Annotated in this window: 13 protein-coding genes; 6 read left to right on the top strand and 7 right to left on the bottom strand. The window is 65.6% G+C overall.

What is annotated here, in order from left to right:
* Positions 1 to 2: 2 nt before the first annotated feature.
* Both HXX15_RS19360 and HXX15_RS19355 read left to right on the top strand, forming a co-directional pair.
* On the top strand, positions 3 to 1,001 hold the full coding sequence (locus tag HXX15_RS19360) for an NAD(P)H-quinone oxidoreductase (protein ID WP_296518027.1): 999 nt from the start codon (positions 3 to 5) through the stop codon (positions 999 to 1,001).
* 122 nt (positions 1,002 to 1,123) lie between these two features.
* On the top strand, positions 1,124 to 4,000 hold the full coding sequence (locus HXX15_RS19355) for an EAL domain-containing protein (protein ID WP_296518026.1): 2,877 nt from the start codon (positions 1,124 to 1,126) through the stop codon (positions 3,998 to 4,000).
* A gap of 169 nt (positions 4,001 to 4,169) precedes the next feature.
* Here the strand turns inward: HXX15_RS19355 and HXX15_RS19350 are convergent, their stop codons facing one another.
* Positions 4,170 to 4,811 (bottom strand): YqgE/AlgH family protein, encoded by a 642-nt coding sequence (locus HXX15_RS19350; RefSeq protein WP_296518025.1) that lies wholly within the window; start codon positions 4,809 to 4,811, stop codon positions 4,170 to 4,172.
* 133 nt (positions 4,812 to 4,944) lie between these two features.
* Between HXX15_RS19350 and HXX15_RS19345 the strand changes: the two genes are divergently transcribed.
* Positions 4,945 to 5,778, top strand: a complete 834-nt coding sequence (locus tag HXX15_RS19345; protein ID WP_296518024.1) for a protein-disulfide reductase DsbD domain-containing protein — start codon at positions 4,945 to 4,947, stop codon at positions 5,776 to 5,778.
* Here the strand turns inward: HXX15_RS19345 and HXX15_RS19340 are convergent.
* A complete protein-coding gene (locus HXX15_RS19340; protein ID WP_296518023.1) occupies positions 5,765 to 6,688 on the bottom strand; it encodes a LysR family transcriptional regulator in 924 nt (307 codons plus the stop codon). The two genes, HXX15_RS19345 and HXX15_RS19340, sit on opposite strands and share 14 nt — an antisense overlap.
* Positions 6,689 to 6,819: 131 nt before the next feature.
* Here HXX15_RS19340 and HXX15_RS19335 point away from each other — a divergent pair, with 131 nt between their 5' ends.
* Entirely contained in the window at positions 6,820 to 7,518 is a 699-nt protein-coding gene (locus HXX15_RS19335; protein WP_296518022.1) for a pirin family protein, read from the top strand.
* A 145-nt stretch (positions 7,519 to 7,663) separates the two neighbouring features.
* Positions 7,664 to 8,263 (top strand): NAD(P)H:quinone oxidoreductase, encoded by a 600-nt coding sequence (wrbA, locus tag HXX15_RS19330; protein ID WP_296518021.1) that lies wholly within the window; start codon positions 7,664 to 7,666, stop codon positions 8,261 to 8,263.
* A 47-nt stretch (positions 8,264 to 8,310) separates the two neighbouring features.
* Here the strand turns inward: wrbA and HXX15_RS19325 are convergent, their stop codons facing one another.
* The 3 genes from HXX15_RS19325 to styA are packed head-to-tail and all read right to left on the bottom strand — an operon-like array spanning position 8,311 to position 10,361.
* Positions 8,311 to 8,796 (bottom strand): flavin reductase family protein, encoded by a 486-nt coding sequence (locus HXX15_RS19325; protein ID WP_296518020.1) that lies wholly within the window; start codon positions 8,794 to 8,796, stop codon positions 8,311 to 8,313.
* A 2-nt stretch (positions 8,797 to 8,798) separates the two neighbouring features.
* Positions 8,799 to 9,101, bottom strand: coding sequence for an EthD family reductase (locus tag HXX15_RS19320; protein WP_296518019.1), 303 nt, complete (start codon positions 9,099 to 9,101; stop codon positions 8,799 to 8,801).
* 9 nt (positions 9,102 to 9,110) lie between these two features.
* Positions 9,111 to 10,361 (bottom strand): styrene monooxygenase subunit StyA, encoded by a 1,251-nt coding sequence (styA, locus tag HXX15_RS19315; RefSeq protein ID WP_296518018.1) that lies wholly within the window; start codon positions 10,359 to 10,361, stop codon positions 9,111 to 9,113.
* Positions 10,362 to 10,482: 121 nt separating this feature from the next.
* Between styA and HXX15_RS19310 the strand changes: the two genes are divergently transcribed.
* Positions 10,483 to 11,466, top strand: a complete 984-nt coding sequence (locus HXX15_RS19310) for a LysR family transcriptional regulator (RefSeq protein ID WP_296518017.1) — start codon at positions 10,483 to 10,485, stop codon at positions 11,464 to 11,466.
* A 60-nt stretch (positions 11,467 to 11,526) separates the two neighbouring features.
* On the opposite strand, the gene HXX15_RS19305 is transcribed toward HXX15_RS19310, so the two are convergent.
* Both HXX15_RS19305 and HXX15_RS19300 read right to left on the bottom strand, forming a co-directional pair.
* Positions 11,527 to 13,053: a permease gene (locus tag HXX15_RS19305; RefSeq protein WP_296518016.1), complete on the bottom strand. Its 1,527-nt coding sequence runs from the start codon at positions 13,051 to 13,053 to the stop codon at positions 11,527 to 11,529.
* Positions 13,050 to 13,808, bottom strand: a complete 759-nt coding sequence (locus HXX15_RS19300; protein WP_296518015.1) for an ABC transporter ATP-binding protein — start codon at positions 13,806 to 13,808, stop codon at positions 13,050 to 13,052. Before HXX15_RS19300 ends, HXX15_RS19305 begins: the two co-directional genes overlap by 4 nt.
* Positions 13,809 to 13,871 lie beyond the last annotated feature (63 nt).

Genomic DNA, 13,871 nt, shown 5'->3' with positions numbered 1-13,871 from the left:
TCATGGAACAGCTGCCCGCGCAAATGACCGTTATCGGCATCAGCAAGCCCGGTGGACCCGAGGTGCTGCTGCCCGAGACCCGCGCGGTGCCGAAACCCGGTCCGAACGAGATCCTGGTCAAGGTCCACGCCGCCGGCGTCAACCGCCCCGACGTCGCGCAGCGGTCCGGCAGCTATCCGCCGCCGCCCGGCGCCAGCGACCTTCCCGGCCTCGAGATCGCCGGCGAGGTCGTCGCGCTCGGCGACGGCGTCACCAAACACAAGCTCGGCGACAAGGTGATGTCGCTGGTGGCCGGCGGCGGCTACGCCGAATATTGCATCGCGCCGGATGCGCAAGCGATGACGGTGCCCGCCGGTTTTTCGATGATCGAGGCCGGCGCCGCCCCCGAAACCCTGATGACGGTGTGGCACAATGTGTTCGAGCGCGGCGCGTTGCAGCCCGGCGAAACCCTGCTGATCCACGGCGGCTCCTCGGGAATCGGCACGATGGCGATCCAGCTCGCCACCGCGCTCGGCTCAAAGGTGATCGTCACCGTCGGCTCGCAGGACAAGGCCGATGCCTGCCTTAAGCTCGGCGCGGCGCGCGCGATCAACTACAAGACCGAGGATTTCGTCGCCGTGGTCAAGGAGATCACCGGCGGCAAGGGCGTCGAACTGATTCTCGACATGGTCGGCGGCGACTATATCGAGCGCAACTACGACGCCGCGGCGATCGACGGGCGGATCGTGCAGATTGCCTTTCTCAACGGCCCGAAGGCGACGGTGAATTTCGCCAAGCTGATGATGAAGCGACTGCATCACACCGGCTCGACGCTGCGGCCGCGCAGCAACGCCGACAAAGCGGCGATGGTCGCGGCGATCGAGGCCAAGGTGATGCCGCTGCTGCGGGACGGCCGGGTCAAGCCGCTGATCGATGGCACCTTCCCGCTCGCGCAGGCCGCCGATGCGCACCGGCGGATGGAAAGCAGCCAACATATTGGCAAAATTGTGTTGACGGTTTGAGACGTGACCGTTGGTGGCGGGGCTGTAAAGCCTATGTTTTGTCTCGTATTCATGTCATTTATGCTGCGACCGATGCGCGCATGGCCGCGCCTGCCGACCGATGTGAACGCGGAGAACCGACCTTGCGTCTAATCAGGTACCTTGCGCCGCTGGCGCTGGGTCTCATGATGATTGCGGCCTCACCGAAGGCACACGCGGTCGACGCCGTCAGCGTCCGCAGCGACGCGCCCGCGATCGACCTCACCGCGGTGCTCGATCATCAGCGCAGCGACACCGACCGCATCCAAGTATCGACAGCGCCCGGCACCGACGGCATCGTCCGTCGCGTTGAAGTGCGCGCCCGCGAAGGCGGACAGAACTGGGTGGTGTTCGCGCTCGCCAACAACACCGACGACCAGCTCGACCGCCTGATCGTGGCGCCGCATTACCGCATCGTGTCGTCGGGATTGCTGTGGCCCGATCTCGGACTGTCGCGAATCGCCACCATCACGCCGTCCACCGGCGACCGTCCGGAGCGCCAGGACTCCGCCACCGCCGACATCTTCCGCATCACGCTCGATCCCGGCGCGGTGATCACCTTCGTCGCCGAACTGCGCACCGACAAGCTGCCTCAGCTCTATCTGTGGGAACCCGAAGCCTACAAGGACAAGGTCAATTCGTTCACCCTGTACCAGGGCATCGTGATCGGCATCTCCGGCCTGCTGGCGCTGGTGCTGACGATCCTGTTCGTGGTCAAGGGCAGCATCATGTTCCCCGCCGCGGCGGCGCTGGCCTGGGCGGTACTGGTCTATATCGGCATCGATTTCGGTTTCTGGGGCAAGGTGCTGGACATGTCGGCCGGCGCCGAGCGGGTCTGGCGTGCCTCCGGCGAAGCCATCCTCGCCGCGACGCTGCTGGTGTTCCTGTTCGCCTATCTCAATCTCAGCCGCTGGCACGTGCGCTACTCGCACATCACGCTGGGCTGGCTCGCCTTCCTCGGCTCCCTGGTGGCGCTGGCGCTGTTCGATCCCGCGGTGGCCTCGGGGATCGCGCGGATCTCGCTGGTGCTGATCGCCTTCGCCGGCTTCGCGCTGATCCTGTATCTGTCGACCCACGGTTTCGACCGCGCGGTGCTGCTGATCCCGACCTGGTTCCTGCTGGTGGTGTGGGTGATCGCGTCGGGCATGGCGGTGGCGGGCAGCGTCACCAACGACATCGTCGGCCCAGCGCTGCTCGGCGGCTTGGTGTTGATCGTGATGCTGATCGGCTTCACGGTGATGCAGCACGCCTTCGCCGGCGGCAGCGCCGCCTCCGGTGTGGTCTCCGACGTCGAGCGCCGCGCGCTGGCGCTGACCGGCTCCGGCGACCTGATCTGGGACTGGGACGTCTCCGCCGACAAGGTGTTCACCAGCCCGGAGACCGAGGCGTTGCTCGGGCTGAAGCGCGGCACGCTGGAAGGCTCCGCGGCGAAATGGCTGGAAGTGCTGCATCCGCTCGACCAGGACCGCTTCCGCGCCGCGCTCGACAGCGTGCTCGACCAGCGCCGCGGTCGGCTGACCCAGGATTTCCGGCTGCGCACGCCCGACGGCCACTTCATGTGGTTCGCCCTGAAGGCGCGCCCGGTGGTCGGCTCCGACGGCGAGGTGTCGCGCGTGGTCGGCACCCTGACCGACGTCACCGAGCAGAAGAACGCCGAGGAGCGGATGCTGCACGATTCCGTGCACGACAACCTCACCGGCCTGCCGAACCGCAAGCTGTTCATCGATCGATTGGGCGCCGTCGCCAATTTCGCCAAGACCATGCCGAGCCTGCGTCCGACGCTGATGGTGATCGACCTCGACCGCTTCAAGCAGGTCAATGATTCGGTCGGCATCGCAGTCGGCGATTCGATTTTGCTGACATTGGCGCGGCGGTTGACCCGGATCCTGAAGCCGCAGGACACCTTGGCGCGGCTCGCCGGCGACCAGTTCGGCCTGATCCTGCTTTCGGAACAGGACCCGGCGAAGATCACCGCCTTCGCCGAAACCATTCGCAAGACCATCCGCGCCCCGATCGCCTTCAACGACCGCGAGATCTTTCTCACCGCCTCGATCGGACTGGCGCTGAGCGATCCGCAGACCCAGCTCTCGGACGAGATCATCAAGGACGCCGAGCTGGCGATGTATCACAGTAAGCGGATCGGCGGCGACCGCATCGACGTCTACAAGCCGGCGATGCGGGCGCGCAAGTCGGATCGCCTGACGCTGGAATCCGAACTGCGCCGCGCCATCGAGCGGCAGGAAATCACCATTCTGTATCAGCCGATCGTGCGGCTGGAAGACCGCTCGATCGCCGGCTTCGAGGCGCTGGCGCGCTGGGATCACCCGAAACTGGGAAGGATGTCGCCGGTCGAATTCATTTCGATCGCCGAGGAAATCGGGCTGATCATCGAACTCGGCCTGTTCGTCATGGACCAGACCGCCAAGCAGCTGTCGATCTGGCAGCGCGCGATGCGCTCCCGCGAACCGATTTTCGCCAGCGTCAACGTCTCCTCGCGGCAGTTGCTGCGGCACGATCTGCTGCACGACATTCGCACCGTGCTGTCGCGGTCGTCGGTGGCGCGCGGCACGCTGAAGCTCGAACTAACTGAATCGATGGTGATGGAAAATCCGGAACATGCGGCGCAAATGCTGACGCGGATCCGCGAACTCGGCACCGGGCTGTCGCTCGACGATTTCGGCACCGGGCATTCCTCGCTGGCCTATCTGCAGCGCTTCCCGTTCGACACCATCAAGATCGACCAGTCGTTCGTCCGTACCACCACCCGCGGCACGCGACCGGTGATCCTGAAATCGATCATTGCGATGGCGCACGATCTCGGCATGGAAGTGGTGGCCGAAGGCGCGGAGACTGACTCCGATGCCGTGGAGCTGTATCAACTCGGCTGCGAATACGCCCAGGGCTTCGCCTTCGGCGAGCCAATGGATGCCGACGCCGCAATGCGGCTGCTGGCCGAAGAGAGGCTGGAAGCGGCGGGCTAGCGCGGCGCAGAGGTTGCACGATGCGGCGGCGCGCCTCTAACTGTCAGCCTCCGCGAAAGCGGAGGATCCAGTACGTCACAGTGTTGCGACTCTAGCACTTGCGCTCTGGAATACTGGGTCGCCCAGTCAAGCCGGGCGATGACGGCCGTGCGCTCAATGGCGCGCAATCCTACGCGTGGCCGGCTTCGTTCGACAGCATGCCGGGCTCAATGCCGATCTTGTGCATCGCGCGATCGTATTTGTCCTCGACGTCGCTGCCGAAGATCAGGTCGGCGTCGGCGGCGCAGTGCAGCCAGCCATTGTCCTGGATCTCGGTTTCAAGCTGCCCCGGCGCCCAGCCGGCATAGCCGAGCGCAAGAATTGCGTGTTTTGGCCCGGCGCCCTTGGCGATCGCCTTCAAAATGTCCACCGTCGCGGTCAGACAGATGCCGTCGTCGATCGGCAGCGTGGCGTCCTTGATAAAGAAATCGCTCGAATGCAGTACGAATCCGCGCCCGGTTTCAACCGGCCCGCCCTTCAGCACTTTCATGGTTTCGGCGTTTTCCGGCAGCTTGATCTGGTCGGCCTTTTCGATGATGTCGAGCTGCACCAGCAATTCCGGAAAATCGATGCTACCGGCCGGCCGGTTGACGATGATGCCCATGGCGCCTTCCGAGGAATGCGCACAGACATAGATCACCGACCGCGCGAACCGTTCGTCTTCCATCACCGGCATCGCGATCAGCAATTGCCCGTCGAGATAGCCGCGGCTGGAGGCTTCTTCCGCCCCTTTGGCTGCCGTGCGCTTGGTCCTTTTGGGTTTCGGGTCCATCAGAGCACTCTCAGGTTCGTGTACATCCTGATATTGGGTGGCAATCGTGTCAATCAAGCTTCCGGCCTGCGACAAGGATTGGATCACAGCCAATTCAATGGTTCGGGCGCGGCCTAGGACCTAAAGACGTCAGATGATCGCAATGGTTCCTGTTCGTGCCCTGTTGGTCGCCGTCGCGGCATTCGCAGCCGTGCTGAGCGACAGCGCGCACGCCGACGATAGCTCGCCCTGGATCAGCGACAGCCATTCAGCGGTAAGATTGATCGCCGGCTCGCGCAGCGGCGCCGTGTTGCTCGGCGGCATCGCATTCCAGTTGCAGCCGGGATGGAAAACCTACTGGCGCGCCCCCGGGGATTCCGGCGTGCCGCCGCGGTTCGATTTCAGCAAGTCCGAGAATATCGAAACCGTGACCATCCTGTGGCCGGCCCCGACCGCATTCGAGGACGGCGCCGGCGGCCATTCGCTCGGCTACAAGAAGCAGGTGGTATTGCCGCTGCGGATCGTGGCGAAGAATGCCGACAAGCCGGTGACGCTGCGCGCCAAGGTCGATTACGCGGTCTGCGAAAAGCTCTGCGTTCCGGTCGAGGCCAGTCCCGAACTGGCGTTTGTCAGCGTCGCCAGCACCCAGGACGGCGCACTGTTGGCCGCGCTCGACACCGTGCCGGTGCCGGCCACGATCGGCGATCCCAACCCGGTGACGATCCGCGAGGTCAAACGCAATGGCGGCGAAGTCTGGGTCGATGTGATCGCGCCCGCCGCCAGCGAGGTGAGCCTGTTCGTCGAGGGTCCGACACCGGACTGGTCGTTCCCGGTGCCGACGCTGCTCGACGACGCGCCCGCCGGGGTGAAGCGCTTTACCTTTGCGCTCGACGGCCTGCCGCCCGGCGCGCATCCGGAAGGCGCGACGCTGAAGCTCACCCTGGTCGGGCCCGGCCGGGCCTATGAATTCAACGTCACGCTGAACTGAGGCCGGCGCGGCGCGGCCGGCCGAGCTTGTCGGCCAGATAGGCAGCGAGCGCCTCGACCCGCGCCGGCCGCGGGCCGCCGGGCGGCGTCACCAGATGCACCGCGCCCTCGCGCTGGTGCCAGCCCTGCAGGATCACCTCGACCTCGCCGGCCGCAAGCGCATCGCCGACGATGAATTCCGGCAGGTCGGCGATGCCGAGCCCGGCGATCACCGCGGGCAGCAGTGCCTCGCCATTATTGACCCGCAGCGGCCCGGACGGCCGCACCGTGGCTTGTTCGCCGGCAGCGTTGCTGTAGTGCCAGGCGCCGGGCGTAGACAGGTAGGCGTAACCGAGGCAGCGATGCTGGGCGAGATGCATCGGATGGGTCGGCCGGCCGTGGCGCGCCAGATAGGCCTTCGACGCCACGGTGTAGCGCGGCATCGCGCACAGCCGCCGCGCCATCAGCGAGGAATCCGGCAGGGTCGCGATCCGCACCCCGGCGTCGAAGCCCTCGCCGATCAGATCGACCATCGCATCGGACAGATGCAGATCGATCGCCACCTCGGGATAAAGGGCGAGGAACTCCGGCAGCAGCGGCGCCACCACTTTGACCCCGAAAGTCATCGGCACCGCCAGCCGCACCAGCCCGCGCGGCGCCGCCGACTGCGCCAGCGCCTCGTTTTCCGCCGCCTCGCCGTCGGCCAGCAATTGCGTCGCCCGCTCCGCCAGTTTTTGACCGGCATCAGTCAGCGCCAACCGCCGCGAGGTCCGGTTGAACAGCCGGGCGCCGAGCCGGGCTTCGAGCCGGGTGACGGCCTTCGACACCGTGGCCTTGGACAGGGTCAGTTCGGCCGCCGCACCGGCGAAGGAGCGCAGCTCCACCACCTTGGCGAAGATCGCCAGCGCCTCGAAATCCGGGAGTTTCGCCATGATCGGCCTTAGGCTTATAATTAGAAACAATGAGTTTCAATAGTTTCTATTTATGCACCAAAGCGAAAGCCTTATCCAGTCTGCCAACGCAAGTCATCAGCACCTTCGGGTGCCAATGAATGGAGACAGACATGATCGAACTTCGCCCCTTCGCAAAACTCGGCGGTGCCGACCACGGCTGGCTGAAGGCCAAGCATCACTTCTCGTTCGCCAATTATTACGACCCCGCCAACATGGGACACGGCGCCCTGCGGGTCTGGAACGACGACGAGATCCAGTCCAACACCGGCTTTCCGGCGCACCCGCACAAGAACATGGAAATCATCACCTATGTCCGCGACGGCGCCATCACCCATCAGGACTCGCTCGGCAACAACGGCCGTACCGAGGCTGGCGACGTCCAGGTGATGAGCGCAGGCTCAGGCGTGCGGCACTCCGAATACAATCTTGAGCCGGGCACCACGCGGATCTTCCAGATCTGGATCGAGCCGACGCAAGACGGCGGCCAGCCGACCTGGGGTGCCAAGCCGTTCCCGAAATCGGACCGCTCCGGCAAGCTCGTCACCATCGCCAGCGGCTTTGCGTCCGACGTCGACGCATTGCCAATCCGCGCCGACGCAAGGGTTCTGGCGACCACGCTGAAGGCCGGCGAGAGCGCGGAATATGCGCCCGACAAAACGCGGCATCTCTATCTGGTTCCCGCCGTCGGCAGCGTCGAGGTCAACGGCGTGCGGGTCAATGCCCGCGACGGTGCGGCGATCAGCGACGAGGCCACGCTGACCATCACCGCGCTGGAGGATTCCGAACTGGTCTTGGTCGACGCGGCGTAAGCTGAACAACACCACGATCCTCTCGCTCGTCATTGCGAGGAGCTGTTGCGACGAAGCAATCCAGCTCTGACTCGCAGCCCTGGATTGCTTCGCTTCGCTCGCAATGACGAACACTTCTTCAATCCTTCATCCAACGGAGACCATCATGGCTAAAGTACTCGTGCTCTATTATTCCGCCTACGGCCACATCGAAACCATGGCGAATGCGGTCGCCGAAGGCGCGCGCGAAGCGGGTGCGACAGTCGATATCAAGCGGGTGCCCGAACTGGTGCCGCCCGACGTGGCGAAAGCCTCGCACTACAAGCTCGACCAGGCAGCGCCGGTCGCCACCATCGCCGATCTCGCCAATTACGACGCCATCATCGTCGGCAGCGGCACCCGGTTCGGCCGAATGACGTCGCAGATGGCGAACTTCCTCGACCAGGCCGGCGGCCTGTGGGCGAAGGGCGCGCTGCACGGCAAGGTCGGCGGCGCCTTCACCTCGACCGCGACCCAGCATGGCGGCCAGGAAACCACGCTGTTCTCGATCATCACCAACCTGCTGCATTTCGGCATGGTGGTGGTCGGGTTGAACTACGGCTTCCAGGGCCAGATGAAACTCGACGAAGTCACCGGCGGCTCGCCCTACGGCGCGACCACGATCGCCGGCGGCGACGGCTCGCGACAGCCCAGCGTCAATGAACTCGCCGGCGCGCGCTATCAGGGCAAGACCATCGCCGAGACCGCGATCAAATTGCACGGCTGAGGCAATCGGGCGGCGCGCCACGCACGCCGCCCATCCGTTCGATCCAATCAGGTTTCGGCGGGCTTGCCGGCGCCTTGATGATAGCGGCTGCCGAAGAACACCAGCGGCGCGCTGTCGCGATGGTCGCAGGTGGTCACCTCCGCGACGAACATGGTGTGATCGTTCAGCGTGATCTCCCGCACCACATCGCAGGCGAAGAACGCCAGACAATCGGCGAGCCGCGGAAGCCCGTCGGTCCATTCGTAGCGCGGACTGAGCTCGGGATCGGGATGGCCGGCAAAGTGCGCCGATAGCGCGGCGCCGCGCTCGGGCAGGACATTCACGCCGTAGCGGCGGCTCGCGGCGATCGCCGAATGGGTCCGTCCGGCCACGGTCAGGATCAACACGGTCGGCGGCGACAGGCTGACGGTAACGAAGCTGTTCGCCGTCATGGCGCAGATGCGACCCGCCGCGTCGAGCGCGGTGATCACCGTCACGCCGGTGGCAAAGCGCGATGCGGCGGCGCGGAACTGGGCCGGGTCGGCGCGCTGCATCGCTAGCTCTCCAGGGCGTAGTGCGACAGCCGGGCGCCCTTCGGCGAGTAGTTCGGCACGTCGGCGGCGACCTGGCCGCCGATCTCCGATTGCAGCGCGGCTCCCATCGCTTCCGCGCTCTCGAACACGGCCTGGAAGATGCAGAACGCGGTGTCGTCACCCGGGCCGAGCGCGACCGGAAAGCCCCAGGAACACGATTGCAGCCCGGGCAGCCGCTTCGCCAGCGGCAGATGGCTGTCGATGTAGTAGCGCTTGAAGCGATCGGGATCGTCGGGGCGCGGATACAGCACGGTCAGACAATGCATCGGAATTCCTCAAGCCGCTGCGATGCGCTGTTCGTGGGGAGCGCTGGTGCGATCGATCCAGGCTTGAATGCGTTGCGGGGTCGAGATGCGATCCCACTGAACCTCCGGATAGTTGAAGTTCTCGGTGAATTCATCGGCCAGCAGCTTGTTCTGGCCCATGGTGCCGAGCAGCATGCCCAGCGCGGGCGACGGCGGCGCCAGCATCATGTTGGTCCAGCGCGACGCGGCGAGCACCCTGTCCTGGCGGCGCAGGTCGACCTTTTCGCAGAAGCGGACATCGAGGGCATCACCCTTGACGATCTCCTCGCCGAGCACGAAGGCCGCATAGGACGCCATGTTGGCGCCCTGCCCCATCATCGGATCGACCACCGAATGCACGTCGCCAAGCGCGATGGCGCATTTTCCGTCGGCAAACTCCGCCGTAGTGTTGCGCACCGTCGGCACCACCCCGCCCTGCAGCAGGTCCTGCTCCTGGGCGAGATCGAATTGCGCGGGATCGATCCGGTCGAAGGTCGTCGGATGGTGCCTTTCGAGCTTGGCCAGCAGGGTCCGCAGGAAATGCTTGCGGTCCTGCGCGTAGTCCAGGGTCGCCAGCTCTTCGAGGTCGCCGCCCGGCACGTTCTCCATCAGCAAGGCGGTGGCGATGCCGTCGAAGGTCACGGTCGGAATCACGATCATCTCGCCGTGCCCCGGCGACACCGACAGCGTCACGCTCATCGGATTGGTTTGCCGGACGCCGTTGTAAAGACCGACGCAAAGGCGGCGCTGCGGCTGCGAGAACGGCGTCAGCTCCGGGCGATAGGGAAAGATCTGGCCGAAGCCGCCCTTGCCGGTGGAGACCACCAGCAATTCGAACCGAGCGGCCAGCACCGGGATGTCGACTTCGTCAACCCGACGGTATTCGATCCGGCCGCCGCGCTTCATGAATTCTTCCATCAAGACCGGCAGATAGATGCGGTAGTCCACGGCCCGGCTCGGCTTGGTGAAGTCGCCACGGAAGTGAAGCGGCTGCGGAAAATTGAAGTAGTGGTCGTGATAGGCGTAGAACAATTCCGGCTTCGACCAATGGTCGATGCCGAGATAGTCCTCTCTGGCGATCGTGACATGGTGATGCGCAACCGTGTTCAGCAACCGGCTGTGGCGGTATTCGTGCGGTTCGCGATCGGTGATGATCGTGGCGTCGACGCCGTGCTTCTGCAGATACAGCGCCAGATGCAAGCCGCCGACGCCGGCTCCGACGATTCCGATTTCCCGTTTCACATCAACCTCCCTGGAATTGCGTTTGTTGTTGTTTCTTGCTGTTGGTCGGCAGCGTAGGGCGACCCTTGACGGAGGTCTACGGAATGGCGAGGATATGATCTATTCCAACCAGGAATAGCCGGTGGATCGTCTCGACTGCCTCGAAGCGTTTGTCCAGACGATGGAACGCGGAAGCTTTTCAGAGGCGGCCAAGGAGCTGGGCCTCGGCCAGCCGGCGGTGAGCAAGCGGATCGCCCTGCTGGAAAAGGAATTCGGCGCGCAGCTGTTTCTGCGCAATACCCGAAAGCTGACGCCGACCCGCGAGGCCCATCGGATCTATGACCTGGCGCGTCAGGCGCTCGGCTGCATCGAGACGGCGCGGGCGAGTATCAAGGAAGCTCCCGCGCGGCCGACCGGGACGCTGCGGCTCGGCATCCCCTCATCATTCGGCCGGCACTATATCATGCCGATCGTCGAGCAATATTTGCGGGCGTTTCCCGACGTCAAGGTCGACATCCGCTTCAGCGAACGCCGCGCCAACCTCGTCGAGGACGGCATCGAGCTGGCGTTGTGTGTCGGCGCGCTGGAATCGAGTTCGCTCAAGACGCGGCGAATCGGCATGGTACGACAATTCCTGGTGGCGACGCCGACCTACCTACGCCGGCACCGGACGCCGCTGCTGCCCGGCGACCTGAAGAGCCTGGATTGCATCGCTTACTCCCGGCTGTCGCCGGCCGACCAGTGGGCGTTCGACTCCGAGCTGGGGCGCCACGTCGTGGACATTTCGGGGTCGATCGTGGTCGACGATGCCGACGCTATGAAACAGGCGGTGCTGCAGCATCTCGGCGTGGCGATTCTGCCGGCGTGGAACGTCATCGAGTCGATCCGCCGCAGCGAGATGGAGTTGCTGTTGCCGGACTTCGCCGTTCCGGCGCTGCCGCTGCACGCCGTCTATCCGGAGACGCAATGGATGTCGCTGCGGGCGCGGTGCTTCCTCGACCTGCTCGTCGCCCAGGCGGGGCGCTTCAACGAGGAGATCGACGGCACTGCGAACACCGCAGAAATCCCGGATGACTCCGATCCGTCACGAGCCGCGACCGCGGTCCGCAATGCCGTACCATCGTGATTACCGTCGGATTGAACACAAGATCGAAGCGAGCGCACCGTCAAGCCTGGGCCGGCCGCGTCATACCCGGCGCGGACTGAACTTCCAGGTCGCGGCCAGCAGGCCGACGGTCAAAACTTCCGTGATCGCGGCCAGCACCGGAATCGTCAGCGCCAGCACCGTGGTGGCGGCCCAGCCGATCGAGGAAAACGCCTCGGCGAAGGTGGCGAAGCGCGACGAGGTCTGGCGGCGGCGAAACTGGCTGCGCCTGGCCTGAACCCGAAACCACAGCTGGATCGCGGTCGCCGACACCGCACTGATCGCACAACCGAGCGCGGTCACCACCGCCTGCAGCGGCGCGACGAAGGCCAGCGCCACCAGCAGCGGCGCGATCACCGCGCCGATCACCATCAGCACCACCTCGATCCGGGCCCGCGTTACCGCGGTCTCCGGCAATGGCGCGGTGGCGACCAGATCGGGGGCGTCCTCGCCGGAAATCGTCAGCCAGGCGAGCCCGCCGGCGAGCTGCCCCGCCGCCATTACGATCACCGGCGTGATCAGCACGATCGCGGTCGAACTCTCGGAAAAGCTGCGCCACAGCATCAGCGCCGGCGGCAGCAGATACAGCAATTGCATCAGCGACTGCGACACCAGCCAGGGATCGCGGCGCAGCAGGATGAATTCCTTGACCCGCAGCGCCTGCTGCCGCGAGCCGCGGCGGAATCCGCCGCGGCGGCGCCGGCGCGCGGTCGATGCCACGCCGGCGGTCGAGGCGCTGACCACCAGATCGCCCATGCCCGACGACACCGTCGCCATCACCAAGCCCAGCAACAGCATGCTGCCGCCGAGCAGCGCCGACAGCGCCATCGCGTCGCCGAGAATCGCACGCACCGGCCACCATGTGATGCTGGCGGGATCGGGCGCGAACGACGCGGCGGCGCTTGAGGTCAGCAAGGCGAAGCGCGACATCGTGCCGGTGGAGAGGATCGCCGCGATCTGCAGGCCGATCACGAAGCCGGCGCCGATGATCACCGCGAGGATCTGCGCCACCAGCCGGGTCCGACGCGGCCCGATCAGTTGAAACAGCGCCACCGTGAAGCCGATCGCCACCGCCGCGGCCGAGATCCCGATCGCCGCGACCACGCCGAACGCGACAAGCCAGCGCGCGCCGCCGCAGATCGCCAGCACGTCGATCACCGGCGCGGAGAACAGCAGCGCCATCGCGGTGACGGTGAGCGCGATCGCCGCCATCCGCACCGAAAACACCTGCCCGAGCGGCATCGGCGACGACATGATCAGATCGAGATCGGCGCGAGCGTAGAACACCCGCGTCACCGATTCGATCGCCTGCGACAACATCAGCAGCCAGGCCATCGCCAGGGTGACAGTGATGACGATCAGCGTGGTGAGATCGGCATCCCAGGAAACGTCGGCGAAGCGGCCGACCATGCCGTAGGCCGGCAGATGCAGCAGCGCGGCGAACACCAGCAGCGCCAGCAGAACGTTGCGGGCGCGGCCGCGCCGCCCCGCGCTCATCATCGTGAGAAACTCGCGCCACGCCAGCCGGATGTCGTGGCGAGCGAAGCCGGCCAGCGAGACTGTGCTCATGCGGCGACCGCTTCGGAATCCACCAGCGCCACGAACACGTCCTCGAGGCTCGAGTCGCCGGCGCCATTGCGCGCGCGCAATTCCGCCAGCGTGCCTTCGGCGACCAGCCGGCCGGAAATGATGACGCCGATCCGGTCGGCCATCCGCTCGGCGACTTCGAGAATATGCGTGGTCATGATCACGGTGCAGCCGGCGCGGACGCGGGCCTGCAGGATCGCCTTGACGTGGCGCGCCGACACTGCGTCGAGTCCGGTCAGCGGCTCATCAAGGATGATCAACCGCGGCTCATGCACCAGCGCGCCGGCCAGCGCCACTTTCTGCCGCATGCCCTTGGAGAAGCCTTCGCAGCGCTGATGCGCATGATCGGCGAGCCCGAGCGAGTCCAACAGATCCCGCGCGGCGGCCTCCGCCGTGGACGCATCGCAGCCCCACAGCCCGGCGACGAATTCGAGATATTCCAGCGGCGTCAGCTTGTCGTAGATCATCGGCTCGTCGGAGACCCAGGCGGTGATCTGCTTGGCCGCCACCGGATCGGCCAGCGCATCGATCCCCATCACCGAGACCGAACCGGCATCGGGCTTCAATAGGCCCGCGACCATCCGTAGCGTCGTGGTCTTGCCCGCGCCGTTGGGCCCGAGCAGCGCGTAGAATTCGCCCACACGGATGGTGAGATCGAGCGCATCGACCGCGGGGCGATCGTAGCGTTTCGTTAACCCTCGCACCTCGAGTGCGGATATCGGGCGTTCAGAGGCCATGCGTCGGTGCGATCCGCCTGCGGTTGCCTGCGCAGCATGGCGGCGAAAGGTTTCAGCGCGCTG

This window comes from Rhodopseudomonas sp. (genome assembly GCF_013377015.1).
Classification (GTDB): Bacteria; Pseudomonadota; Alphaproteobacteria; order Rhizobiales; family Xanthobacteraceae; genus JARJEH01.
Note: the sequence above shows the minus strand (reverse complement) of the source record. Positions and strands in the feature narration are given on the sequence as shown.

Coding starts and splice junctions, on each gene's coding strand:
- HXX15_RS19360 (WP_296518027.1), top strand. CDS start 3: ATGGAACAGCTGCCCGCGCAAATGACCGTTATCGGCATCAGCAAGCCC.
- HXX15_RS19350 (WP_296518025.1), bottom strand. CDS start 4,811: ATGGACCCGAAACCCAAAAGGACCAAGCGCACGGCAGCCAAAGGGGCG.
- HXX15_RS19345 (WP_296518024.1), top strand. CDS start 4,945: ATGATCGCAATGGTTCCTGTTCGTGCCCTGTTGGTCGCCGTCGCGGCA.
- HXX15_RS19340 (WP_296518023.1), bottom strand. CDS start 6,688: ATGGCGAAACTCCCGGATTTCGAGGCGCTGGCGATCTTCGCCAAGGTG.
- HXX15_RS19335 (WP_296518022.1), top strand. CDS start 6,820: ATGATCGAACTTCGCCCCTTCGCAAAACTCGGCGGTGCCGACCACGGC.
- wrbA (WP_296518021.1), top strand. CDS start 7,664: ATGGCTAAAGTACTCGTGCTCTATTATTCCGCCTACGGCCACATCGAA.
- HXX15_RS19325 (WP_296518020.1), bottom strand. CDS start 8,796: ATGCAGCGCGCCGACCCGGCCCAGTTCCGCGCCGCCGCATCGCGCTTT.
- HXX15_RS19320 (WP_296518019.1), bottom strand. CDS start 9,101: ATGCATTGTCTGACCGTGCTGTATCCGCGCCCCGACGATCCCGATCGC.
- HXX15_RS19305 (WP_296518016.1), bottom strand. CDS start 13,053: ATGAGCACAGTCTCGCTGGCCGGCTTCGCTCGCCACGACATCCGGCTG.
- HXX15_RS19300 (WP_296518015.1), bottom strand. CDS start 13,808: ATGGCCTCTGAACGCCCGATATCCGCACTCGAGGTGCGAGGGTTAACG.